Source organism: Micromonospora sp. LA-10 (assembly GCF_051853095.1).
Taxonomy (GTDB): Bacteria; Actinomycetota; Actinomycetes; order Mycobacteriales; family Micromonosporaceae; genus Micromonospora; species Micromonospora echinospora_A.
Window position 1 is genome coordinate 5,337,745 of sequence record NZ_CP195710.1, and the last position, 23,225, is coordinate 5,360,969.

The window sequence follows — 23,225 nt, forward strand, 5'->3', positions numbered from 1 at the left end:
CGATGGAGATGACCGTGAACCCGTACCCCCTGCACCCCGAATGCCCCGACCTGCGGCGGCTGGCCGACAACCCGGCCGAGGCGCTGCTGCGCGCGGAGGCGGACATCGTCGCGGCCGAGAACGCGGCCGAGGCCGACCGGTACCGCCGGCTGGAGGAGATCGAGGAGGCCCAGCAGGACGGCCGGGGCGTCACCCGGCGTACCTTCGTCGCGGGCGCCGCGGCCACCGCGACCGCGCTGGCCACCGCCCAGTTCGTCACCACGTCGGCATCGTTCGCCGCGACCAAGACCGGCACGCTGATCCACGTCTTCCTCTACGGCGGGCTGGACGGGCTGAGCCTGGTCGCCCCGGCGAGCGACCCGGTGCTCGCCAAGGCCCGCCCGGACCTGCTGCTCGCCGAGGACTCGCTGGCGCTGGCCCGCGGCTTCAAGCTGACCAGCGCGTTCGCGCCGCTGGACAAGTGGCTCAAGGCCGGTCAGCTCGGCTTCGTGCCGGCCGTGTCCGACCCGCGGCTGTCCCGCAGCCACTTCCAGGCCGCCGACGCCTGCAACCTGGGCGGCCTGCCCGGTGAGACCGGCGGCCGGGGCTGGCTGGACAGCCTGGTCGACGCGCTCGGCAAGGGCACCGCGTTCCGCAGCGTCGGCATCGGCAGCACGCTGCCCCGCTCGCTGGTCGGCGTGAACGGCGCGATCTCCCTCAACAGCGTCGGCGACCTGCGGCTCAACGGCGACGACAAGTTCCGCGCGGCCACCGAGAAGGCGATCCGCGGCCTGTTCACCGGCATCAACCACCCGGTGGAGGAGGCGGTGCAGGAGGGCATGGGCGCGCTGGCCACCGCGCAGAAGCTCGCCGCGAAGCCGTACGCCGCCGCGGAGGGCGTCCAGTACCAGGGCGTCGGCAACGCGTTCAAGCAGCTCGCCCAGCTCATCAAGGGCGGCGCGAACGTGCGCGTGGCCACCGTCGGCATGGGTGGCTACGACACCCACGAGAACCAGGGCACCCGCGAGGGCGGCCAGCTCTGGCGGCGGCTCAACGAGCTGGCCAAGGCCATGGCCGCGTTCTTCACCGACCTGGGCGACCAGGCGGCGGACGTGACGATCATGGTGTCCAGCGAGTTCGGCCGGCGGGTCGCCTCGAACAGCGGCGGCACCGACCACGGCCACGGCGGCGTGGTCACCGTGCTGTCCGGCCGGAAGCTCGCCAGCTCCCTGCTCGGCACCTGGAACGGGCTGGACAAGTTGGACAGCGGCGACGTGCCGGAGTACAACAACATGTTCAACGTCTACGGATCCGTCGCGCAGGGCCGCTTCGGTCTGACCAACGCCGAGGTGGACAAGGTCTTCCCCCGGCAGAAGTTCACCCCGGTCAAGATCTACGCGTGACGTACCAGGAAACTCGCGCCGCCGGCCGCCGTACCGGGCACTCCGCCCCGTACGGCGGCCGTCCGGCTGCTCCCGTACCCCCGGCTCGTCCGCGTCGCGGACCCGGCGGCCGGCGTGCGCTCGCCGCGCTGTTCTGGCTGGGTGTGGTCGCCGCGGTCCTGCCGTGGTGGCTGGACACCCCGGCCGGGTCGCTCGCCGACACCGCCGACCTGCTCACCGCGGGCGGCCGGGTCACCGGCCTGATCGCCGGCTACCTGCTGCTGGTCCAGGTGCTGATGATGAGCCGGCTCGGCGTGCTGGAACGCGCGCTCGGCGGCGAGCGGATCTCCCGGCTGCACCGGGATCTCGGCGCGACGCTGCTGGTGGCGGTGCTCACGCACATGTCGCTGCTGGTGGTCGGCTACTCCCGGCAGGAACGCAACTCGGTGCTCACCGAGGTCGGCGTGCTGCTGACCGACTACGAGGACATGATCACCGCGTTCGCCGCGGCCGGCGTCCTGGTCACCGTCGCGCTCACCGCGGTACGCGCCGTGCGCCGCCGCCTGCCGTACGAGCTGTGGCACCTGCTGCACGCGGCCGCCTACCTGACGCTGCTGCTGGGCTACGCGCACCAGTTCAGCAACGGCGCGCAGCTGCACCAGCCGGGCCTGGTGCGTACCGGCTGGATCGCCGGGTACGTGCTGGTGGTGGCCGCGCTGGTGTGGGGCCGGGTGCTCGCGCCGCTGGCGTTCAACCTGCGGCACCGGCTGCGCGTCGCCGACGTGGTGGCGGAGAGCCCGGACACCGTCTCGGTCTACCTGACCGGGCAGCGGCTCAACCAGATCGACCTGCTCGGCGGGCAGTTCTTCCGCTGGCGGTTCCTCAACCCCGGCTGCTGGTGGCAGTCGCACCCGTTCTCCGTCTCCGCCGCCGCGAACGACAGGTGGCTGCGGATCACCGTCAAGGTCGTCGGCGGCTACACCGCCGAGCTGCGCGACCTGACGCCCGGCACCCGCGTCTGGGCGCAGGGCCCCTCCGGCACGTTCACCGCCGCCCACCGCACCCGGGAGCGCACGCTGCTCATCGCCGGCGGCAGCGGCATCGCCCCGCTTCGGGCCATGCTGGAGGAGCTGCCGCCCGGCGCGGCGCTGATCTACCGCGCGAGCACCCCGGCCGACGTGCTGTTGCACCAGGAGCTGGACTGGCTCGCGCAGGCCCGGCAGACCTCCGTCTGGTACGTCGTCGGCCGCCGCGACGACCCCGGCCCCCGCCAGGTGATGAACCCGGAAGGGCTGCGCCGCCTGGTGCCCGACCTGACCCGGCGCGACGTCTACCTGTGCGGCCCGGGCGGCCTGGTCGACGAGGCAGTCGCCGCGCTGCGGGCAGCCGGCGTGCCCCGCCGCCAGATCCACCTGACCGCGTTCGAGCTGTAGGAAGGCACCCCCATGCGTCGCGCGCTCCTCGCGATCACCGGACTGGCCGCCGGCACCACCGCGCTCGTGGTGCTCAAGGGCGCGCCGGGCAGCGGGCAGACCCTGCCGGACGTGCCGGTCGCGTTGGCGCCGGTCGCCCCGGGCGGCTCGGCCGCGCCCGAGCCGCCGTCGCCCACCGCCGCGGCGTCCGGCAGTGCCACGCCGTCGCCGCGCGCCTCGGCCAAGCCCAGCCCGAAGCCGTCCGCCGACCGCAGCCCGGCCAGCCGGGGCGGCACCCGCACGCGCACCACGCCCGCCGCGCCCCGGACCACCACCAGCGCGCCCAAGGTCACCACCCGCACGGTGACCGGGCCGTCGGTCACCTACGAGTACGGCTCACTCCAGGTCCGGATCACGCTCAGCGGCAGCCGGATCGTCGACGCCACGGCGATCGGACTGCCGCTGGGTGGGCAGTCCGGGCAGCGCAGCGACGACGTGCAGGCCCGCTACAGTGGCACGTCGGGCGAGGTGGTGGCCCGGCAGAGCGCCAACCTGAGCACCGTGTCCGGCGCCACCTACACCAGCACCGCGTACAAGCAGTCGTTGCAGGCCGCGCTGGACAAGGCGTGACCGCGGTCCGTTCCGGTCTGCGCCGCGTCGAACACATCATGGGTACGGCGATCAGCCTGGACCTGGCCGACGACCTGCCCTCGGCGACCCTGCACGAGCTGGCCGAGGACACGTTCGGCTGGCTGCGCGAGGTGGACGCCCGGTTCAGCACGTACCGGGACGACAGCGAGGTGTGCCGGGTGGACCGCGGCGAGCTGCGGCCCGCCGACGCCTCCGCCGACCTGCGCGCCGTGCTGGCCGCCTGCGCCGACCTGTGGACCGCCACCGACGGCTTCTTCGACGTGTACGCGACCGGGCGGCTCGACCCGTCCGGCTACGTCAAGGGCTGGGCGGCGCAGGTCGCCTCGGACCGGCTGGTGGCCGCCGGCGCGCCGAACCACTGCGTGAACGCGGGCGGCGACGTGCGCGTACGCGGCCATGACCCGGCCGGGGAACCGTGGCGGATCGGGGTGCGGCACCCCTGGGACGCGGCGGCGACCTGTCTGGTGCTGACCGGCACCGACCTGGCGGTCGCCACCTCCGGCGTCTACGAGCGCGGGCACCACGTGGTGGACCCGCGCCGGGGCGCCCCGGCGAAGGGTCTGCGCTCGGTGACGGTGGTGGGCCCGGACCTGGGCGTGGCCGACGCGTACGCGACGGCGGCGGTGGCCATGGGCGAACCCGGCCTCACCTGGCTCGACGGCCTACCGTCCCCCTGGCAGCACGCCGTGGTCACGGAGGACGCCCACCAACACCACTCCCGCACCCTCCCCACCTGCTGACTCCCCGGGGGTCCCTGCTTCGTCGATCATGAAGTTTGGCGGCACCGGCACCCGGCGTGTCGCACCGCCAACTTCATGATCACCGAAGCGGCGCGCCCCGCCGGATCTGCTGCGGGCGACCTGCGCGCCCGGCCCGCCCCTCGCGCGCGGCCCTCGCCGCCGGGGCGTGTCCGCGCCGCCTCAGTCCGCCTCGCCCCGCCTCGGCTCGGTGATCAAGGAGTTTGTGTCCTTTGGAGCGTGCTGCGCGGACGCAAACTCCTTGATCAACGGCGTCGGGTGGGTGGGGCGGGCGGAGGGGAGGGGGTGGGTGGTCAGCGGATGGGGCGGTGGAGGATCGCGGGGCGGGAGCCGGTGGGGCGGGGGCGGCCGGGGCGGACGCCCAGGGGGCGGGTGAAGGCCCACGGGTGCAGACGGCGGCGGGGCCGCGCCGGCTCGGTACCGCCGGTGTGGCGGGCAGCGTCGTCCCTGGACATGGTCAAAACCCCCGCTCTGGCGCGCACGCGCCCTCGGCAGGAACAACGAGTGCGGTGCCGGGGAGGTCGCTGTCGGGCACCCGTCCGGGTCGGACGAGGGCTCAGCGGCCTCGGCGGGGGAGCGGGAGGTGGCCGGGGAACAGGTCCGCGCCGAGCGTCACGCCGGCCGCGCGTAACGCGGCGATCAGCGCGTTCTGCACCAGATAGGAGTCGGGCAGCTGCCAGCGGGCCTGCTCCGGGGCGACCGCCCAGCGCACCGTCCCCTCCGGCAGCCGCGTCGGCGGGGCCGGGATCCACGACCCCGGTCCGTGGCGCACCACGTGGAAGCAGTGTTCCAGCTCGGGCCGCAGCGGATCGCCGGGGCGGACCAGGAACATCCAGCGGCCGGTCGGGGTGACCAGCGCCGGTCCGCGTACGCCGAACCCGGCGGGATGGGTGGCGACCGCGTCGAGGACCTGCCGGCCCAGGTGGGCGGCGACCTCGAGCACGTCGAACGCGTGCCCGGTGGGGAGCAGGACTCCGTGCGGGCGGCTGCGCCACCAGGTGGCCACCCGGGCCGGGTCGGTGCTGGCGGCGTGCTCCCAGTCCTCAAGGGCGGGATGGCAGCCCACTGTGGGGCAGCCGGCCCGGCCGCAGACGAAGCGGCTGTTGGCCAGGCAGGCGCCGGGGGTGACCGGCCAGCCGTGCAGCGCGTACCGCACCGCGACGCGGCGCAGCCGGACCCGTTCCAGCGGGGACAGGTGAGCGACGCGCGGTCGGACATTCCTCCACATGTCTGACATCTCCTCTCGTCCCGCGAAACTGTCCACATGCCACACGTCGAAAGCCGTCACTGCCGTAACCCACGCTCGTTGTGGTGACTAACGGTCGGTGCAACTTGCACGAAAACTACGAGAACTGGCTGGTCGGTGGACGCACAACCTGTGCGACCAGGGCAAGCCTGGGAGACGTGGGGGGACCGGCCGGCGCCGTGAGGGGGAGGGAGCAGGGATGGACGAACTACCCATAGGCCGGCGGGTGGCGTACTGGCGGAGCCGGCGCAAGATGTCCCAGCAGGTCTTCGCCGACCGGCTCGGCAAGTCCAAGAGCTGGGTGGACAAGGTGGAGCGTGGCGTCCGCCGGCTGGACAAGTTCTCCGTGCTCTACGAGATCGCCGACATCCTCCAGATCGACGTGCAGCTGCTGCACGGCAAGGACCCGGAGCGGCGTACCGACGCGCTCAACTGCATCGACCAGGTCGAGGTGGAGGAGATCCGGACCGCCCTGGAGCGGTACGACTCGATGAGCGCCTACTTCGACGCGGCGCCCTACCCCCCGCCGCTGGCCGACATGCGCAAGGCCGTCAACCACGCCTGGCTGACCTACCAGTACGGCCGGTACGGCATGCTCACCCGCGCGCTGCCCAAGCTGCTGCGCGACGCCCAGGCGGCGGACGCCGGCTACGCCGCCGGCGACCAGGTACGCGAAGCCGCCCACCTGCTCGGGCAGGTCTATCAGATCGCCTCCTCGGTGCTGCGCAAGCTCGGCGAGTGCGACCTCGCCTGGCTCGCCGCCGACCGGTCGATGGCGGTGGCCCAGCGGGCCGACGACCCGCTGCTGGCCGGGATCGCCACCACGAGGGTCTGCAACGCGCTGGTCGCCATGGGCCGCCCCCGCCCCGCGCTGGAGCTGAACGTGCGGATCGCCGGGCGGCTCGCGCCCGGTGGCGACAACGACGTGCGGCCCGAACGTCTCTCCGTCTACGGCATGCTGCTGCTGCAGGGCGCGATGGCGGCCGCCCGGATCGGTGACTCGGCGACAGTGGACGACCTGCTGGCCGGCGCGTCCGAGGCGGCGACGATGCTCGGCGGCGACCACAACTACTACTGGACCTCCTTCGGGCCGACCAATCTGGAGCTGCACCGGGCCGCCGCCGCTGTCGAGCTGGGTGACGGTGGCCGGGCGGTGGAGACGCACCTGCGGCTGTCCGAGCCCGCGTTCAACGCGCTGCTGCCGGAACGGCGTGCGCACCACCTGCTCGACCTGGCCCGGGGCTACTCCCAGATCGGCGACGTCGCGAACGCCGGGGACATGTTGCTGCGCGGCGACCGGCTCGCGCCCTCCGAGATCCGGTGCCGGCCGATAGCGCACGAATTGATGTCTGAGATTCTCCGTCGCACACGTGGTGCGCCGCCTCCGCCGATCGCGGAGTTGGCTGAGCACATGGGAGTCGGAGTATGAGCGGTCCGGAGACCGCGAGCGGGCACCGGCGGGTGCTCTATGTCATCGCCTGCGGTTCGCCGCTGGCCCGTCACGTCGGCCGGCTGGTCGACCTCGCCCAGCAGGAGGAGTGGACGGTCTGCGTGGTCACCACGCCGGACGGCGCGAAGTTCGTCGACCGGGCGGCCCTGGCCCGGCAGACCGGCCACCCGGTCCGTACGCACTACAAGAACCCGGGTGACCTGGACGTGCTGCCCCCGGCGGACGCCATGCTGGTCTGTCCGGCGACCGTCAACACGATCAACAAGTGGGCGGTCGGCATCACCGACACCCTCGCGCTCGGCCTGCTGGTCGAGGCACAGGGGATGGGGGTGCCGATCGCGGCCGTCCCGTACACGAACGTGGCGATGGCCGGGCACCCGGCGTTCCGGGCCAGCCTCGACCGGCTGGCCGGGTGGGGCGTCCGGGTGGTCTTCGGCGACCACGTCGTACGCCTGCATCCGCCCGGCACGGGGGAGCGGCGCGCGGACGCCTTCCCCTGGGACGCCGGCCTGGCCGCCCTGCGCGGCGCGGACCGGCCGGTCGCCCCGGTCGGCTGACGGCGTGAGCGTGGCTCCCGGCGCGCCCGGGAGCCCACGCTCGACGGCGGTCGGCGTATACCGGCCCGGACGCCGGTAAGCTGGCCGCCCGTGAGCACAACCGTCGCCGACGTGGTGGCCGCCCTGGACCGCCGTTATCCGCCCGCCTGGGCCGAGGAGTGGGACCGGGTCGGCCTGGTGGTGGGTGAGCCCGACCACCCGGTACGCCGGATCGCCTGCGTGGTGGACGTGGTCCCGGAGACCGTGGACGAGGCTCTGGAAGCCGGCGCGGACATGATCGTCGCGCATCACCCGCTGCTGCTGCGCGGCGTCTCGTCGGTGGCCGCCACCACGTACAAGGGCCGGATCGTGCACCGGTTGATCAAGGCGGACGTCGCGCTGTACGTGGCGCACACCAACGCCGACGTGGCCGATCCGGGCGTGTCCGACGCGCTCGCCGCCCGCTTCGGGCTGACCGGGCTGCGCCCGCTGCATCCGCCCCGCCCCGGCTCGCCCGCCGACGGGCCCGGCCGGGGCATCGGCCGTATCGGCGAGCTGCCCGAGCCGATGACGCTGGCCGAGCTGACCCGGCTGGCAGCCGCCGTGCTCCCGGTCACCGCCTGGGGCGTTCGCGCCGCCGGGGATCCCGGGCGTATGGTTCGTACCCTCGCCGTCAGCGGCGGCTCGGGGGACGGCTTCCTCGCCGAGGCGACCGCGGCCGGGGTCGACGCGTTCCTCACCGCGGACCTGCGTCACCACCCGGCCGGGGAACACCTCGCCGCGGGCGGCCCGGCGCTGCTGGACGCCGCCCACTGGGCGACGGAGCGACCCTGGCTGGACGACCTGGCCGCCCACCTGGCCGGCGAGCTGGGCGTCGAGACCGTGGTGTCCGACCTGGACACCGACCCGTGGACCGTGCACGCCGCCGCGCCCCGGCCGGACGACAAGGAGCCCCGACGTGAAGGCTGACCCGAAGGTGCAGCGCCGCCTGCTCGACCTCCAGGCGATCGACACCGCGCTGGCGCAGCTTGCGCACCGCCGCCGCAGCCTGCCGGAACGCGCCGAGCTGGAGGCCCTGGCGCGTGAGCTGTCCGCGCTGGAGGACGAGCGGGTCCGCGCCCAGGTGGCGGTCGACGACCTGGACCGGGACATCGCCCGGATCGAGAAGGACGTCGACCAGGTACGGGCGCGTAAGAGCAAGGACGAGGCCCGGCTGGCCTCGGGCAGCGGTCCGGCCCGCGAGCTGGAGGCGATCCAGCACGAGCTGGTCTCGCTGAACCGCCGGCAGAGCGACCTGGAGGACGCCGAGCTGGAGCTGATGGAGCAGCGGGAGACCGCGCAGGGCGTGCTCGACGGAATCGAGAGCCGGCTCGCCGAGGCGCGGGACCGCCGCGCCGCGACCGAGCAGCGCCGCGACGAGACCCTGGCCGAGATCGCCAAGGAGGAGGACTTCAAGCGCACCGCCCGCCAGCCGCTCGCCGGTGACCTGCCCTCGGACCTGGTCGGTCTCTACGACAAGATCCGCGAGGACACCGGGATGGGCGCCGCGCTGCTGACCGGGGGCCGCTGCGGCGGCTGCCGGCTGGACCTGTCCGGCGCCGACCTGGCCCGCATCCGCAAGGCCGACCCGGAAGACGTGGTCCGCTGCGAGGACTGCCGGCGGATCATGGTCCGGACCAACGAGTCGGGACTGTAGCCGCCGTGGCGGTGCGCGCGGTCGTCGTCGAGGCCGACGGCGGCTCCCGGGGCAACCCCGGCCCGGCCGGCTTCGGCGCGGTGGTCCGGGACCCGGAGACCGGCGAGGTGCTGGCCGAGGTGTCGGAGTCGATCGGCACGGCCACGAACAACGTGGCCGAGTACCGGGGCCTGATCGCCGGGCTGGAGGCCGCCGCCGAGCTGGGCGCGGCCGAGGTCGAGGCGCGGATGGACTCCAAGCTGGTGGTCGAGCAGATGTGCGGCCGCTGGCAGATCAAGCACCCCGGGCTGCGTCCGCTCGCCGCCCAGGCCGCCGGGCTGGTCAGCCGCTTCGCCGCCGTTCGGTTCACCTGGGTGCCCCGGGAGCGCAACCGGCACGCCGACGCCCTCGCCAACGCGGCGATGGACGCCGCCGCGTCCGGCGCCGCGCCGCAGGCGAAGGCCGAGGCGCGGGAGGCGGCTGTCGTCCGGGCCACCGGCACCGACCCGGCCACCACGCCCGCCTCCTGGGAGCCGCGCCCCACCGAGGAGGCCACCCGGCTGATCCTGGTGCGGCACGGCGAGACCGAGCGCACCGTGCAGAAGCACTACTCCGGCCGGGGCGACGTGCCGCTGACCGAGCGGGGCCGGGCCCAGGCCCGGGCCACCGCCGCCCGGGTGGCCGCGCTGGCGCCGTCCGTCGCGGCAGTGGTCAGTTCCCCGCTGGTGAGGTGTACGGCCACCGCCGAGGCGATCGCCGCCCAGGTCGGCAACCCGCCGGTACGCACCGACGACGACCTGATCGAGTGCGACTTCGGCGTCTGGGAGGGGCACACGTTCGCCGAGGTACGCGAGCGCTGGGCGGCGGAACTGGACGCCTGGCTCGCCTCCACCCGGGTCGCCCCGCCGAAGGGCGAGTCGTTCGTGGCGGTGGCCGAGCGGACCGGGCGGGCCGTCGACCGGCTGCGGTCGGCGTACCCGGGGGAGACCGTCGTGGTGGTCTCCCACGTCTCGCCGATCAAGCTGGTGCTGCGCGACGCGCTCGCCGCCGGCGACGCGTTCCTGCACCGGCTCTACCTGGACACGGCGGGCATCTCGGTGCTGGACCTGTACCCGGACGGCGGCGTCGCGGTCCGCTCGGTGAACGACACCTCGCACCTCACGGACCTCTGACGGCCGTTCGGCGCATGCCGGCGGCCGTTCGGCGCATCGACATCACCCGATCGGACGTGACCCCCGTCACAGGGTCGTAGCCTCCGGCCGTCACATGGCCCGCTACGAATGCCCGGAGGGTGTCACATGGCCGCACCGGAATCCGAGGCGCCGGACACGGCGCGATCCAGGGCGAAGGACAAGAGTCCCTGGAACTGGTTGCTCTTCATCCCGATCGTGGTGCCGCTGATCCCGGCACTGTTCAACGCCGACTCGCCCCGGCTGTTCGGGTTCCCACGGTTCTACTGGCTGCAACTGGCCTGGATCCTGCTGGGCGTCGGCACCACCACGCTCGTCTACCAGATGACGAAGAAGCGGGGTGACCACTGATGTGGCGGGATCACCTCACCGAGATCATCGTCTTCTCGCTGCTGTTCCTGCTGGTCAGCGCCATGGGTTTCGTGGCAGCCCGGTGGCGCAGACCGACCGACATGGCCCACCTGGACGAGTGGGGACTGGGCGGGCGCAGCTTCGGCGGCTGGATCACCTGGTTCCTAGTCGGCGGTGACCTCTACACCGCGTACACGTTCGTGGCGGTCCCGGCGCTGATCTTCGGGGCCGGCGCGGCGGGGTTCTTCGCGGTGCCGTACACGATCGTCATCTACCCGCTGGTGTTCCTGGTGCTGTGCCGGCTCTGGTCGGTCTCGCACCGGCACGGCTTCGTCACCCCCGCCGACTTCGTCCGCAACCGGTTCGGCTCGCCGATCCTGGCGCTGCTGGTCGCGATCACCGGCATCGTCGCCACCATGCCGTACATCGCGCTGCAACTGGTCGGCATCGAGGCGGTGCTCAAGACCATGGGCGTGACCGGGGACAGCGCGCTGGCCCGGCACCTGCCGATCATCATCGCGTTCGCGATCCTGGCCGCGTACACGTACCAGTCGGGGCTGCGCGCGCCCGCGCTGATCGCGTTCGTCAAGGACTCGCTGATCTACATCGTGATCCTGGTCGCGGTGATCTGGCTGCCGTACAAGCTCGGCGGCTGGGGCGCCATCTTCGACGCCGCCGACGCGAAGTTCCAGGCGTCACCAGCGCCCGGCGACGGCATCCTGCTCAACCAGAACAACCAGATCCAGTACGTGACGCTGGCGTTCGGCTCGGCGCTGGCGCTGTTCCTCTACCCGCACAGCATCACCGGCGTGCTGGCCAGCCGGAACCGCGACGTGATCAAGCGGAACATGTCCGCGCTGCCTGCGTACAGCCTGCTGCTGGGGCTGATCGCGCTGCTCGGCTACATGGCCATCGCGGCGAACGTGAAGCCGCTGCCCGGCGCGAAGGAGGGCACGACCGACGGCAACACTGTCGTGCCGCTGCTGTTCGACCAGCAGTTCCCGGACTGGTTCGCCGGGGTGGCGTACGCCGCAATCGGCATCGGCGCGCTGGTCCCCGCGGCGATCATGTCGATCGCGGCGGCGAACCTGTTCACCCGCAACATCTACAAGGAGTACCTGAAGCGGGACGCCACCCCGGCGCAGGAGGCGAACGTCTCGAAGATCACCTCGCTGGTGGTGAAGGTCGGCGCGGTGGCCTGCATCGTCTTCCTCGACCCGCAGTTCTCCATCGACCTGCAGCTCATCGGCGGCGTGATCATCCTGCAGACGCTGCCGGCGGTGGCGCTGGGCCTCTACACCCGCTGGTTCCACAGGGGCGCGCTGATCGCCGGCTGGGCCGCCGGCATGGGCCTGGGCATGTGGATGCTCTACCAGATCGGCAACCCGGCGACCGGCAAGAAGCACTTCGCCGGGTCGGCGTTCCCGCTGGAGAAGTTCGGCTTCGACACCCCTAAGACCATCTACGTCGGCATCGTGGCGGTGCTGGTCAACCTGGTGGTGGCCGCGCTGCTCACGCTGGTGCTGCGCGCCGCGAAGGTGGCCGACGGGCCGGACGGCACCACGCCGGACGACTACTTCGCCGACGAGGGGGACCCGCGCGTGACGGCCTCCGCCGATCGCGCCGACTCCGCCCCGGAGCCCGTGGCGTGAAAGGAAGGGCCCCTTATTAACGCATTCTGCATAATAAGGGGCCCTTCCTAACGCCTCAGCGGCGGCGGTTGCGGGCGTCGAGCGCCTCGTTCAGGCGGTGCAACATGTCCGCCAGCGTCTCCCGGTCCGCCTCGGGCCAGGCCGCGAGGATGTCGCCGTACAGCCGGGTGCGGGCCGCCCGGACGGCGGCCATCCGCTGGAGGCCGGCCGCCGTCGCGGAGATCACCGTGCCGCGCCCGTCGGCCGGGTCGGGGGTACGTGAGATCAGGCCGTCGCGCTGAAGCGCGGAGACCTGCCGGGTGACGGTGGAGCCGTCCAGGCTCAGCCGCGCGGCGAGCGCCGAGACGTTCTGCGGGCCGGCCGCGTCCAGGTGCCGCAGGATCACGTACGCGGCGCGGTCGAGCAGCCGGTGCTCCATCGTGCCGGTGCCCCGGCGGGTCGCCTCGCCCAGCCGCATCAGCAACGCGACCTCGGTTTCGATCCGGCCGAGGGTGGCCTCGTGGGTGTGGTCGTCGCCGCTCATAGCTGTATCATACAAGGAAAATACCTGTACGATACAGCTATCTGGGAGGTTGCGGAGTGGATCGCCGATCCGAGCCCAACCGCAGTGCCATCTACGCCACCACGCTCGTCGCGTTCCTGGCCATCGCCGGCATCGCCGTCGTCGACCCGATCCTGCCCGCCATCGGCGAGGCGATCGGCGTCACCGCCTGGCAGGTCGAACTGCTCTTCACCGCGTACATCGCGGTCATGGCCGTCGGCATGATCCCGGCGACGCTCGCCAGCGGGCGGTTCGGGTTCAAGCCGGTGCTCGTCACCGGCGTCTCCGTGGTCGGCCTGGCCGCGATCCTCGCCTCGTTCAGCAACGACATCGTGCAGCTCTCCGTGCTGCGCGGCGTCTGGGGCCTGGGCAACGCGATGTTCTTCGCCACCGCCATGGTGGTCCTGGTCAACCTGGCGAACGACAGGGAATGGGTGGTCGGACTGTTCGAGACCGCCCTCGGCCTCGGCTTCGCCGTCGGCCCGCTCATCGGCGGCCTGCTCGGCGAGGTGAGCTGGCGGCTGCCGTTCTTCGTCTGCGGCGTGTTCATGGTGCTCGCGCTCGGCGTCGCCGCCCGCAAGCTGCGCGAACCGGCCCACAAGCAACCACCGGTACGCGTCGGCCAGATCTTCGCCACCTACCGCAAGCCCGCGTTCGTGACGCTCTGCGTGGTGACCGCCGCGTACAACTTCGTCTTCTTCGTCGTACTCGGCTACACGCCGCTGTTCCTACGCCTCGACGTCATCCCGCTCGGCCTGGCGTTCACCGGCTGGGGCCTCGGCCTGGCCGCCGGCATCCTGCTCATCGGGCACCGGCTCGCCCACCGCATCGGCGCGGTGCAGACCGTCGGCGTCGCCCTCCTCGGCCTGCTGGTCTGCATGGTCCTGTTCGCCACCTCCACCGGCACCGCCATGTCGCTCGTCGTACTCGTCGTCGCCGGCCTGTTCATGGGCCTCGCCAACGCCAACCTCACCGACCTGGCGCTCGGGCTCGGCTCCGCCGACCGGCGCGTCGCCACCGGCGCGTTCAACCTGGTCCGCTGGGGCGCCGCCGCGCCCGCGCCGATCATCTCCGGCAAGCTGGCCGAGCACAGCCTCGCGCTGCCGTTCTGGGTCGGCTTCGCGGTGCTCGCCGCCGGTGTGCTGATCTACCTGGCGTTCGGTCACCTGATGGCGGCCGGCTACGGCGAACGGGTCATCTGGAACCGGGCCGCCCGCCACGCCGAGCACGCCCCGGAGGAGCCGGTGGGGGAGGCGTACTGACGGCTCCGGTCCGGCCCGGCGGCGTCAGGTCAGCGCCCGCCACAGCAGGTAGCAACCGATGGCCGTACCGAACACCACGATCACCGTCTTCAACACCACCTGCGGAAGCCGGCGGGCCAGCCGCGCGCCCGCGTACCCGCCGAACAGGGTGGCCGGCGCGACCACCGCGACCGCCGCCCAGTTCACCGGGCCGAACAAGGCGAACACGACGAGCGTGGTCAACCCCACCACGGCCGAGAGCAGGTTCTTCACCGCCGACACCCGGGCCAGCGTCGCGTCCAGCACCAGCGCCAGCCCGGCCACCAGCATCACCCCGAGGGCCGCGCCGAAATAGCCTCCGTACACAGTGCCGAGCGCGACCATGGTCTGAACCGTGACGGTACGGCGGCGCGCGCCCAGCCGTTCCGGATGGCCGACCAGCCGGCGCAGCGGGCCCTGGAACGCGAGTACGGCGGTCGCGCCGAGCACCAGGAACGGCACCACCAGTTCGAACGCACGCGCCGGGGTCGCCAGCAGCAGCGCGCACCCGGCGATCGTGCCGAGCACGGCGGTGGGCAGCAGCGACCACAGCTCCCGCCCGCGCGGCAGGTCCACCCGGCTGCCCGCGACGCTCGCCACGTACCCGGGGAAGACCGACACCGAGTTGGAGACGTTCGCCGCCACCGGCGGCAGACCGGTGGCGATCATCGCCGGGAACGTGATCAGCGAGCCACCACCGGCCACCGCGTTGACAGTGCCCGCGGCGAGACCGGCGGCGAGCAGAAGCGCGGCGTCGGAGAGATCCATGGTCCCCCGAGGCTAGTCGGTCCGGGTCCCAGGCCGGGCAGGGCTGCCGTCCGTTGGGTGGGTGGCGGACGGGGTGGCGGTCGGGGTGGTGGGCGGGTGGCGCGGCGCCAGCTCGGGGAAGTGGCTGGATCGAGGGCCGGTTGATGCCGCCACCTCCCCGAAGTGGCGGACGGGCGCTGGTGGGCCGGGGTGGAAATGGGCGCGGCGGGTGCGTCGTTAGGATGAGGGCGCGACGGACGAGTCGACCGGGCGGTCGCGTCGACGGGCTCCGGCCCGTCGCCGAGGAACGTCCGGACTCCACAGGGCAGGGTGGTTGCTAACGGCAACCCGGGGTGACCCGCGGGACAGTGCCACAGAAAACAGACCGCCGGCCCGTTACGGGACGGTAAGGGTGAAACGGTGGGGTAAGAGCCCACCAGCACCCCGGGTGACCGGGGTGGCTCGGTAAACCCCACCCGGAGCAAGGCCAAGAAAGGGCCGTCACCGCAAGATGACGACCCGCGCAGACGCTTGAGGGCTGCCCGCCCGATGTCTGCGGGTAGGCCGCTGGAGCCTGCCGGCAACGGCAGGCCGAGATGGATGGCCGCCGCCGGTGCGCCTACGGGCGTGCCGGGCACAGAATCCGGCGTACAGGTCGACTCGTCCGTCGCCCACCAGCTCGTAACCGCCAGCGCTACAGCTCGCGCCACTCTCCTGCCCGACCAGGAACACCAGTGCGGACGAACCCGTCAACGACCTGCCAGGCGCGTTCGAGGTCGAGAACGACGTCGGCGGTGAACTCCACGGGGTCGTCCAGCACCAGCACCTCCGCACCGGCGCCGGCAGGTGGCTCGGCGGCTAGCAGGAAAGCGGCCTCCTCGTCCGTCATCAGATGGATGACCGCCGCCGACCCCGTGAACCCGAGCGTCAGCACCGGGAATGCGGCGTCGCCCCGCACTTCGAGATAACCGCGCTCCTGGGTACGCAGTTCCTCGAACCGCTCGATCAGGCCAGCGACGCCTGACTGCTCCATCGGCACGAACCTCCCAGACAAGGGAGAAGTAGCGCTCCACGCGATGTCCACCCCGGCAACCTCCTCGACGACCACGAGACTATGGCTCCGGAGTGGCCGCCGAATTCGCAGGAGCGTCAGCCGGTTGTGGCGCCAGCGTCGGCCACCCGTCGCTGTCGCGGCGGGTTCAGGGGGAGGAGAGGCGATGGCGGACGTGTCGGTCGAAGTGCCGGCGCCCCTACGTGACTGCATCGTCTTCTGCGAGGTCGCGTGCCTGCGCGCGTGCTGCGGGATCGACGCCGTCTCCACCGACCCCGCCCTCATCCAGGACTGGTGCCGTCAGGTGGGTTCGGACGTGGTGGTCGAGGCCCGGCTTCAGTTGCCCGCGCTGATCGAGGTGGTCGAGGACCGCTCCCGTCGCGTCACGTCGGACTTCCTGAACCACCGCACACATGACGAGGCCGCACGGCGTGAGCTGCTGGACTTCCTGACTGCGCTCGACGCGGGACTGGCGGCCGGCGACGCGTCGTGAGCGGTCGAGGCTGCAGACCGAGTTCGGTATCGAATCGATTCACGCTGGTGAGTAGTCTCGTCGCCGCCCGACCGCCGGTCAGCTCATTCATTCCCGCAATGGCGGAGGAAGCGCCGCTTCTCCTCGCAGCGCCATCTCGGCCATCTCGACGCGCTCCGGATGGAGGAGATCGTCGCTCAGCGGATGCCCCGGCACGTTGATGCACTGCTGGCCGGCCACCGCCTCGCAGACCGGGCACTGGAGGAACAGCCCGCACTGCGGCACCAGCTCGCCGCCTTGGGCCAGCGCGCCCCGGCCGATCTTGACGATCGCCCGGTACAGGTTGTCGTCCTGATGCCGGGCGGCGCTGGCTGCCACCTCCCGCATGCCCTCCCAGAACAGTTCCGCGGCCCTCGGTTCGTCGATGTCGATACGCACGATCGGGAATACCCGCCCTCGGCGTGATGGAACATCTCCCTCCGGACTTGCGATGATCCGGTGGTGACCTCCTACGTGTCCCACACCACCGTGGACTGTGCCGACGCCTATGCCCTGTCCCGCTGGTGGGCAGCCGTCCTCGACTACCGCGAGGACCCGGACGATCCGAACGAGCCGGGCCACGAGGAGTGCATGATCTACTCGCGGGACGGGCGGCATCGTCTGCTGTTCATCGAGGTGCCGGACGCGAAGCAGGTCAAGAACCGTATCCACCTCGACCTGCGCCCGGTCGAGGGGACGCGCGACGAGGAACTGGCCCGGCTGACCGGGCTGGGGGCGGCAGTGGTGGCCGACCGGCGGGAGAGCGACGGCACCGGCTGGGTGGTGCTCGCCGACCCGGAGGGCAACGAGTTCTGCATCCTCCGCAGCGACGCCGAGGTAGCCGCCACCCGACCGTGATGGTGATCCACCCCAGCTTCCATCGATCTTGGAGTGTTGGCGCCCAGAAAGACCCGTTCCGTGAAGTTTGGCAGGCACCACAACTCCAAGATCGACGGGGAGAGCGGGGAGAGCGGCAAAGGCGGCACGGGGCTAGCGGGCTGCGTGTGGCACGCTGCGGTGGTGATCGAGCTTGCGGACATCGAGGCGGCCGCCGACCGGATCGCCGACGTCGTGGTGCACACCCCGACCCTGCCGAGCCCGGGACTGACCGAGCTGCTCGGCGTACCTGTGACCGCCAAGCTGGAGCTGCTGCAACGTACCGGATCGTTCAAGGCCCGTGGTGCGGCGGCGAAGCTGCTGGCGCTCGACGAGGCGGAGCGGGCGGCCGGGGTCGTAGCGGTGAGCGGCGGCAACCACGGCATCGCGGTCGCGGTGATGGCCGGCGCGCTCGGGGTGGCGGCGACTGTGGTGATGCCGCGCAGCGCGCCCGCCCGTGCTGTCGAGATTGCCCGCGCGGCCGGGGCCGACGTGCGGCTGACCGAGGACATGGCGGGCGCGTTCGCGCTGATGAACCGGCTGCGGGACGAGGGCATGACGCTGCTGCACCCGTTCGACGACCCGATTGTGCTCGCCGGGCAGGGCACTGTCGGGCTGGAGTTGGCCGACGACGCCGGTGAGCTGACCGACGTGCTGGTCAGCATCGGCGGGGGCGCGCTGATCTCGGGCGTGGCGGCGGCGCTGCGGGCGCGCCGGCCGGGGGTACGCGTCTGGGGCGTGGAGACCGAGGGCGCGCAGGCGATGTCGCAGGCGCTGGCCAAGGGTGGCCCGGTCGAGGTGCCGTTGTCGTCGATCGTCACCACGCTCAGCGCGCCGACCGTCTCGCAGCTCACCTACGACCATGTGACCGCGCTGGTCAGCGACGTTCTGGTGGTCTCCGACGCCGAGGCGGTGCGGGGCACGCTGGAGCTGGCCGAGCACGCCAAGGTGTGGGCCGAGCCGGCCGCCGGGTGCCTGCTGCCCGCCGCCCGCCGGGTGGTCGAGCGGGTGGGCGGCGACGCCCGGCTGGGGCTGGTGCTCTGCGGCGGCAACGCCACGGTGGCCGACGTGACCACGTGGGCCGGCCGCTTCGGCGTCTGACCGCCGCGCTCACGGCCGCACCACACGGACCAGCGCGACGGCCGCGCCGAGCGCGCGACCGCCGGGCACGAGCCGCAGAACCCGGGGGTACGCCGGCCGCCTCCGGTCCGGACGGGTGGGACCGGGACGACCGGCGTACGTCAGGACGTGGCCGGGCCGGCCTCGTCGAGCAGTTCGGCGAGCTTGGCCGCGGTGGTCGGGGCGTGCAGGTGCAGTCGTGCCACGTTGATACTGTCCGTGCCGACCACGGCGAGCAGGGCCTGGCCGTTGATCGCGTACACGCTCAGGTATCCGCCCGCGTTACGGACCGTGGACTGCTGGAAGTCGCCCTGCCCGAGCCGGAGACCGACCTGGCGGCCGAGTCCGTACGTGGTGGCGGCGAGCGCCGCCAGGTCGTCCGGGTCGGCGCCGTTCTGCAGGTTGTGCGTGACGAGCAGGCCGTCGACGCCGCCGAGGACGCACCCGTGCACGCCCGGGATCTGCAGCCGCAGCGCGGACAGTTCCTGGGCGATGGCCGGGTACGGCAGGGCCGGGTTGCCGGCCAGCGAGGGCGGAAGCGCGCGTGGTGGCGGCAGGGTGCCGGTCTGGGCGCGCGTACGGCGGGGGAGGTCGTCCACCCGGCTCACAGTTCCAGGCTCTCCTCGATCGTGCGCAGTTGGTGCCGCGCCATCGCGAGGTTGGCCCGGCTCTTGCTCACCATCAGGTAGAGGAAAAGCCCCTTGCCGGTGCGGTTGCTCAGCGGGCGGATCAGGTGGTACTGGCTGCCGAGCGTGATCAGGATGTCCTCGATCTCGTCGTCGAGCTTGAGCATCTCGATGGTGCGCAGCTTGGCGCGTACCACGTCGGTGTTGCCGGCGGCGGCGACGGTCAGGTCGATCTCGCCGGTGCCCCCGGCGACGCCGAGGGTCATGCCACTTGTGTAGTCGACGAGCGCGGCGCCGATCGCGCCGTCGATGTTCATCGCGTTCTTCAGCGCGATGTCAAGGTTGCCCACGATTTCTCTCCCAACTCGGGCCGCTGTCCGCCGGAAGGGCGACAGCGGATTCGTCAGTCGAGGCTCGCATATGGAGTGCGGTGCACCCGGGCCACCGGTGATCCACCTGAGCGGGCCCTGCCGGACCGGCCACCGGTTCCGCCGAAGGGGACACACCGTCCCATTGTCGATCACCGTTCGACCTGCTACCTCGGGTGCACCCGTCCTATGTAGAGTTCCGATAGAGTGCCGCTGTGCGACTGACCATCCCGGTGGTGAAGGTGCTCTCCGCGCTCCTCGCCGAGCCCGAGGCGCCGCGCTACGGCCTCGACCTGATGCGGCTCACCGGCCTGCCCAGTGGGACGCTCTACCCGGTGCTGCACCGCCTCCAGGCCGCCGGGTGGCTCGCCGCCGACTGGGAGGACGTCGACCCGGTCGCCGCCGGCCGCCCGGCCCGCCGCTACTACCGTCTGACCGGCGAGGGCGTCCGGTCCGCCCGGCTGGCAGTCGCGGAGCTGCGTGCCCTCGTACCCGCCGAACGTGCCGGCGCGGACCCGGCCGGGGCGCGAGCGTGGTGACCCGGCGGCTGGGGCGTACCGCAGGGGTGTTGCTGCTCGCGCCGCCGGCCTGCGTCGCGGTCCTCGTGTTCGCGAGCCTGGTGATGGGTCTGGCGCACGGCTGGCTGGAGATGCGCGTGCCGTGGGCCACCGCCGCGCAACTGCCGACCTGGTCCGGGCTGACCGCGCTGCTCGGCGTGGCGCTCGCGTTCGTCGTCGCCCGGGCCGCCCGCCGGACCGTACGCGTGGGGGCGCTGCCCACCGCGCTCGGCGTGGTGCTGCCGGTCGCCGCGACGGTGACCGCGACGCTGGCGCTGCTCGCCGCCCGGGGCGAGAGCCGGGTGTGGGAGAGCGCGCCCGGGCTGCTGCTCTGGTTGGGCCTGCTGGCGGCGGCGCTCTGGGTCGCTGGGGCGCTGGCGCGCACGGGCCGGGTCCGGCTCGCGTGGCTGGCCGGGCTGGCCGGCGCGCTGGTGGCGGCCGACGCGGCGGTGGTGCTCGCGGTGGTCACCTCGATCCCGGCCACCGCGCCGGTGGCCGACGGCCTGCCACCGGACTCGGTGGACCGGATCTCCGCGCCGTTCTGGCTGCTCACCTGCTGGACCGACTCGTCGTTCGGGCTGCCCCGGCCGACGGAGTGGGAACAGTTCCTCATCACCGACCGGGTGCTCGTCGAGCCGATGTTCTACCTGGCGTGCACGCCCTACGCCGTGGCGTACGCGATCACGGCGGCCCGCCCGGCGCCGGCCGCCGTGCCCGGCCCGGCGCCCGTCCCGGCCCTCGCCTGAGGCGTCAGGCGTTCCAGCTCAGCGCCCGGCCGGCCCGCTCGTAGTGCCGCGCCAGCTCGGCGTCGATCCGCGCGGCCCGTTCCTCGGTGAGCGTCACGGCCGGGTCCTGCCACGGCCGCGCGTCGAGCATCCGGTGCCGCAGGCCGGTCGGCGGGTGTGTGGCGAACAGCGAGGTGCCCTCGCGGACGGTGAGCTGGCGCTCCAGGGACAGCCGTTCGGTCGCCGCGTCCAGCGCGCGCCCGGTCTCCACCCGCCAGGTGTGCGGCCCGTGGCCGCCGCGCACCGCGTTGCGCACCACGGTGGCCACCGTGTCGGTACGCAGCAGCGTGTCCATCAGGCGGGTCGCGCCCGCAGTGCCACCGGCGCGGGCGGCCATCTCGTCGGCCAGGTACTCGGCCCGCTGGCTCTCCCGCAGCGCGACGGCGACCAGCACGACGTGCCCGGCGAACAGCAGCCGGGACAGCGTCCAGGACGCCAGGCGCCCGAGCCACTCGCCGACCATCACCAGCAGCCCGCCGCCGTCGGACCCGCCCCGGGGCCGGAACAGGTCGGCGGCGTTGCCGAGCATGGTCAGCGCCGGCTGGGTGACCGGCCCGCGGCGGACGTCGCCGTTGACGAAGTGGCCCAGCTCGTGCCCCAGCAGCGCCACCCGCGCCGGCCCGTCGAGGGCGCCCCACAACGGCAGCCCGAGGCCCAGCACGCGCCGCCGGCGCAGCCCCACCGACGTCGCGTACGCGTTGATGTCGCCGTCGACGCCGATCACGTGCGGCATCGGCGCGCCCACCGCGGACGCGACCTCGAGGACCAGGGCGTGCAGCTCCGGCGCCTCCTGCGCGGTGAGCACCTCCAGGTCCCCGTCGATCCGGCCGAAACGCGGCCGCAGCGCCACGGCCAGCGCGATCAGCGCCACGCCGCCGACCACGGCGAGGTTCGGGAAGGGGTACGCGAACAGCAGCCACACGCCGGCCACCGCGAGCCCGGCCACACCGAGCAGGAGCAGCACCGAGATGCCGGTGACGAGGAGGCCGGCGAACCCCGGCCCGGTCGACTTCAGCGACCGGGCGACCAGGGCGGCGTACTGCTGACGGGTGAGCCGCGCGGCGAGCCGGTGGGTCCGCCGGTCGACAGGCGACCAGCCGAACTCGGGCGCCTGGCGGCGCGCGTCGTAGGTGTCGAGGTTCCAGTCGCATCCGGCGCACCAGGGCAACGCCTCGTCCAGCGACACCGGCGTCGCGCCGCATCGCGGACAGGCCCCCGTGCCCGTCGTCATGGTGATCACGAGCGCCGATCCTGTCCGGTTCGCACCACTGGCGGTACCCACCGTTTGGACGAGGACAGGCTTGCGCGGTTCCCCACCGCAACCGCCCCGACCAGGTCTAATGTGGAGAAGCGTGACTATTTGGGCCGTTCCGGTGGCGGACGGGCGGTTACCAGTGCACAGTGATCGCATGAGCGACGACGGAAGTGGTGGGCACTACTACTGGTGCACGCGACACCACCGGGTCGAGACCGAAGCCGACGTGTGTCCCGCCCGGCACGTTCTCGGACCGTACGCCTCAGCCGCCGACGCGGACAACGCCCTGCAGACGGTGCGGGAGCGGAACGACGCGTGGGACGCCGAGGACGCCCGTTGGGCCGGGGAGGGCCGCTAGACGGCGCGGGAGGGCCCGCGTCGAGGTGATCCGTGCTCCCGCGAGGGCGGGAGCACGTCCCCAGGAAAGGGAACCGAGATGGCCGAAGCACAGCAGGCCACCCGCCCGGCCGCGAAACGGACGACCGCGAAGAGGACCACTGCGGGCAGGTCGACGACGGTCACCAAGGCGTCGCCGAACGCCTCGGGCGCCGGCGCCGGACGGACGCCGGCGAAGAAGGCGGTGGCGAAGAAGGCGGCCGCCAAGAAGGTCGTGTCGGCGGTCCGCAGGGCCCCGGCCACGAAGGCCACCACCAGGACGACCGCCAAGAAGACCACCGCGAAGAAGGCAGGCACCCGGACGGCGCCGGCCGGCCGGGCCACCGCCAAGAGCGCGCCCGCCAAGAAGGCCACCGCCAAGAAGACGACAGCGAAGAAGACGACGGCGGCGAAGAAGACCACCGCCGCCCGCAAGAGCACGGCGGCGAAGTCGACGGTCACCGCGCGCAAGAGCACCACCGCGAAGAAGGCGCCGGCCCGCAAGACGACGACCGCGAAGAAGACGGCGGCGGCGACGAAGGCGACCGGAGCGCGGAAGGTCACCGCGGCGGCGAAGAAGACCACCGCCGCCAAGAAGACCACAGCGGCGAAGAAGGCTCCGGCGAAGAAGACCACCGCCTCGACCCGCCCCACGGCGCGCAAGGCGGCGGCCAAGAAGGCGCCCGCGCGCAAGACCACCACCGCGCGCAAGACCACCACCACGGCGAAGAAGACCACCGCCGCGAAGAAGGCGCCCGCCCGCAAGACCACCACCGCCAAGAGCACCGCCCGGAAGGCGCCGGCCCGCCGCGCCTGACCCCCGCCGCCCTCCCGCGCGGCGCCGGGCGGACA

General features: G+C 72.8%; 27 protein-coding genes and 1 other RNA gene. 20 read left to right on the plus strand and 8 right to left on the minus strand.

The window, feature by feature from the left end:
* Positions 1-8: 8 nt before the first annotated feature.
* From ACSDG8_RS25235 to ACSDG8_RS25250, 4 genes are read left to right on the plus strand one after another with little or no spacing between them, the layout of a single operon-like run.
* Positions 9-1,382 carry a DUF1501 domain-containing protein gene (locus ACSDG8_RS25235; RefSeq protein WP_247679682.1) on the plus strand — a complete coding sequence of 458 codons (1,374 nt, stop codon included), beginning with the start codon at positions 9-11 and terminating at the stop codon, positions 1,380-1,382.
* Positions 1,379-2,794: a ferredoxin reductase family protein gene (locus ACSDG8_RS25240; RefSeq protein ID WP_439427282.1), complete on the plus strand. Its 1,416-nt coding sequence runs from the start codon at positions 1,379-1,381 to the stop codon at positions 2,792-2,794. The genes ACSDG8_RS25235 and ACSDG8_RS25240 overlap by 4 nt, the downstream gene beginning before the upstream one ends.
* A 12-nt stretch (positions 2,795-2,806) precedes the next feature.
* On the plus strand, positions 2,807-3,403 hold the full coding sequence (locus ACSDG8_RS25245) for an FMN-binding protein (RefSeq protein WP_210942799.1): 597 nt from the start codon (positions 2,807-2,809) through the stop codon (positions 3,401-3,403).
* A 38-nt stretch (positions 3,404-3,441) separates the two neighbouring features.
* A complete protein-coding gene (locus ACSDG8_RS25250; protein ID WP_210900046.1) occupies positions 3,442-4,164 on the plus strand; it encodes an FAD:protein FMN transferase in 723 nt (240 codons plus the stop codon).
* A 574-nt stretch (positions 4,165-4,738) separates the two neighbouring features.
* On the opposite strand, the gene ACSDG8_RS25255 is transcribed toward ACSDG8_RS25250, so the two are convergent.
* Positions 4,739-5,410, minus strand: coding sequence for a bifunctional DNA primase/polymerase (locus ACSDG8_RS25255; RefSeq protein ID WP_116507710.1), 672 nt, complete (start codon positions 5,408-5,410; stop codon positions 4,739-4,741).
* Positions 5,411-5,627: 217 nt separating this feature from the next.
* Here ACSDG8_RS25255 and ACSDG8_RS25260 point away from each other — a divergent pair, with 217 nt between their 5' ends.
* The 7 genes from ACSDG8_RS25260 (at position 5,628) to mctP (ending at position 12,282) form a co-directional block, all read left to right on the plus strand.
* Positions 5,628-6,857 carry a helix-turn-helix domain-containing protein gene (locus ACSDG8_RS25260; RefSeq protein ID WP_210897258.1) on the plus strand — a complete coding sequence of 410 codons (1,230 nt, stop codon included), beginning with the start codon at positions 5,628-5,630 and terminating at the stop codon, positions 6,855-6,857.
* The gene (locus ACSDG8_RS25265; protein WP_073831904.1) at positions 6,854-7,435 is read left to right on the plus strand and encodes a flavoprotein; all 582 of its coding nucleotides are present in this window, start codon (positions 6,854-6,856) and stop codon (positions 7,433-7,435) included. The genes ACSDG8_RS25260 and ACSDG8_RS25265 overlap by 4 nt, the downstream gene beginning before the upstream one ends.
* A 111-nt stretch (positions 7,436-7,546) precedes the next feature.
* Positions 7,547-8,383: a Nif3-like dinuclear metal center hexameric protein gene (locus tag ACSDG8_RS25270; protein ID WP_184689945.1), complete on the plus strand. Its 837-nt coding sequence runs from the start codon at positions 7,547-7,549 to the stop codon at positions 8,381-8,383.
* Positions 8,373-9,110, plus strand: coding sequence for a zinc ribbon domain-containing protein (locus ACSDG8_RS25275; protein WP_210897256.1), 738 nt, complete (start codon positions 8,373-8,375; stop codon positions 9,108-9,110). The genes ACSDG8_RS25270 and ACSDG8_RS25275 overlap by 11 nt, the downstream gene beginning before the upstream one ends.
* Before the next feature lie 5 nt (positions 9,111-9,115).
* A complete protein-coding gene (locus ACSDG8_RS25280; protein ID WP_210897255.1) occupies positions 9,116-10,261 on the plus strand; it encodes a bifunctional RNase H/acid phosphatase in 1,146 nt (381 codons plus the stop codon).
* Between the two features lie 126 nt (positions 10,262-10,387).
* On the plus strand, positions 10,388-10,630 hold the full coding sequence (locus ACSDG8_RS25285; protein ID WP_030504212.1) for a DUF3311 domain-containing protein: 243 nt from the start codon (positions 10,388-10,390) through the stop codon (positions 10,628-10,630).
* On the plus strand, positions 10,630-12,282 hold the full coding sequence (gene mctP / locus ACSDG8_RS25290; protein ID WP_210897253.1) for a monocarboxylate uptake permease MctP: 1,653 nt from the start codon (positions 10,630-10,632) through the stop codon (positions 12,280-12,282). Before ACSDG8_RS25285 ends, mctP begins: the two co-directional genes overlap by 1 nt.
* Positions 12,283-12,337: 55 nt before the next feature.
* Here the strand turns inward: mctP and ACSDG8_RS25295 are convergent, their stop codons facing one another.
* Entirely contained in the window at positions 12,338-12,805 is a 468-nt protein-coding gene (locus ACSDG8_RS25295) for a MarR family winged helix-turn-helix transcriptional regulator (protein ID WP_210897251.1), read from the minus strand.
* A 56-nt stretch (positions 12,806-12,861) separates the two neighbouring features.
* Here ACSDG8_RS25295 and ACSDG8_RS25300 point away from each other — a divergent pair, with 56 nt between their 5' ends.
* The gene (locus ACSDG8_RS25300) at positions 12,862-14,085 is read left to right on the plus strand and encodes an MFS transporter (RefSeq protein WP_210897249.1); all 1,224 of its coding nucleotides are present in this window, start codon (positions 12,862-12,864) and stop codon (positions 14,083-14,085) included.
* A gap of 24 nt (positions 14,086-14,109) precedes the next feature.
* Here ACSDG8_RS25300 and ACSDG8_RS25305 read toward each other — a convergent pair whose 3' ends face one another.
* Positions 14,110-14,871 (minus strand): sulfite exporter TauE/SafE family protein, encoded by a 762-nt coding sequence (locus tag ACSDG8_RS25305; RefSeq protein WP_210897247.1) that lies wholly within the window; start codon positions 14,869-14,871, stop codon positions 14,110-14,112.
* A 237-nt stretch (positions 14,872-15,108) separates the two neighbouring features.
* On the opposite strand from ACSDG8_RS25305, the gene rnpB reads away from it, so the two are divergent.
* Positions 15,109-15,517, plus strand: an RNA gene (gene rnpB / locus ACSDG8_RS25310) — RNase P RNA component class A.
* Between the two features lie 27 nt (positions 15,518-15,544).
* On the opposite strand, the gene ACSDG8_RS25315 is transcribed toward rnpB, so the two are convergent.
* Positions 15,545-15,958, minus strand: a complete 414-nt coding sequence (locus tag ACSDG8_RS25315; protein ID WP_439427283.1) for a hypothetical protein — start codon at positions 15,956-15,958, stop codon at positions 15,545-15,547.
* A gap of 109 nt (positions 15,959-16,067) precedes the next feature.
* Here ACSDG8_RS25315 and ACSDG8_RS25320 point away from each other — a divergent pair, with 109 nt between their 5' ends.
* Complete coding sequence (locus ACSDG8_RS25320) at positions 16,068-16,394, plus strand: DUF6331 family protein (protein ID WP_439427284.1); 327 nt, start codon at positions 16,068-16,070, stop codon at positions 16,392-16,394.
* Positions 16,395-16,481: 87 nt separating this feature from the next.
* On the opposite strand, the gene ACSDG8_RS25325 is transcribed toward ACSDG8_RS25320, so the two are convergent.
* Positions 16,482-16,811, minus strand: a complete 330-nt coding sequence (locus ACSDG8_RS25325; protein ID WP_439427285.1) for a zinc finger domain-containing protein — start codon at positions 16,809-16,811, stop codon at positions 16,482-16,484.
* 63 nt (positions 16,812-16,874) lie between these two features.
* Here ACSDG8_RS25325 and ACSDG8_RS25330 point away from each other — a divergent pair, with 63 nt between their 5' ends.
* On the plus strand, positions 16,875-17,270 hold the full coding sequence (locus tag ACSDG8_RS25330; protein ID WP_439427286.1) for a VOC family protein: 396 nt from the start codon (positions 16,875-16,877) through the stop codon (positions 17,268-17,270).
* Between the two features lie 162 nt (positions 17,271-17,432).
* The gene (locus tag ACSDG8_RS25335) at positions 17,433-18,389 is read left to right on the plus strand and encodes a threonine/serine dehydratase (RefSeq protein WP_439427287.1); all 957 of its coding nucleotides are present in this window, start codon (positions 17,433-17,435) and stop codon (positions 18,387-18,389) included.
* 140 nt (positions 18,390-18,529) lie between these two features.
* Here the strand turns inward: ACSDG8_RS25335 and ACSDG8_RS25340 are convergent, their stop codons facing one another.
* A complete protein-coding gene (locus ACSDG8_RS25340; RefSeq protein WP_210897236.1) occupies positions 18,530-19,015 on the minus strand; it encodes a roadblock/LC7 domain-containing protein in 486 nt (161 codons plus the stop codon).
* A complete protein-coding gene (locus ACSDG8_RS25345; RefSeq protein WP_013287772.1) occupies positions 19,012-19,383 on the minus strand; it encodes a hypothetical protein in 372 nt (123 codons plus the stop codon). The genes ACSDG8_RS25340 and ACSDG8_RS25345 overlap by 4 nt, the downstream gene beginning before the upstream one ends.
* 233 nt (positions 19,384-19,616) lie before the next feature.
* On the opposite strand from ACSDG8_RS25345, the gene ACSDG8_RS25350 reads away from it, so the two are divergent.
* Both ACSDG8_RS25350 and ACSDG8_RS25355 read left to right on the plus strand, forming a co-directional pair.
* The gene (locus ACSDG8_RS25350) at positions 19,617-19,940 is read left to right on the plus strand and encodes a PadR family transcriptional regulator (RefSeq protein ID WP_439427288.1); all 324 of its coding nucleotides are present in this window, start codon (positions 19,617-19,619) and stop codon (positions 19,938-19,940) included.
* Positions 19,937-20,704: a hypothetical protein gene (locus ACSDG8_RS25355; protein WP_439427289.1), complete on the plus strand. Its 768-nt coding sequence runs from the start codon at positions 19,937-19,939 to the stop codon at positions 20,702-20,704. Before ACSDG8_RS25350 ends, ACSDG8_RS25355 begins: the two co-directional genes overlap by 4 nt.
* 4 nt (positions 20,705-20,708) lie before the next feature.
* Here the strand turns inward: ACSDG8_RS25355 and ACSDG8_RS25360 are convergent, their stop codons facing one another.
* Positions 20,709-21,974, minus strand: a complete 1,266-nt coding sequence (locus tag ACSDG8_RS25360) for a M48 family metalloprotease (protein WP_439427290.1) — start codon at positions 21,972-21,974, stop codon at positions 20,709-20,711.
* A 178-nt stretch (positions 21,975-22,152) separates the two neighbouring features.
* On the opposite strand from ACSDG8_RS25360, the gene ACSDG8_RS25365 reads away from it, so the two are divergent.
* On the plus strand, positions 22,153-22,356 hold the full coding sequence (locus ACSDG8_RS25365; RefSeq protein ID WP_030504197.1) for a hypothetical protein: 204 nt from the start codon (positions 22,153-22,155) through the stop codon (positions 22,354-22,356).
* Between the two features lie 78 nt (positions 22,357-22,434).
* Entirely contained in the window at positions 22,435-23,190 is a 756-nt protein-coding gene (locus ACSDG8_RS25370) for a histone (protein ID WP_210897231.1), read from the plus strand.
* The last annotated feature ends 35 nt before the right edge of the window (positions 23,191-23,225 follow it).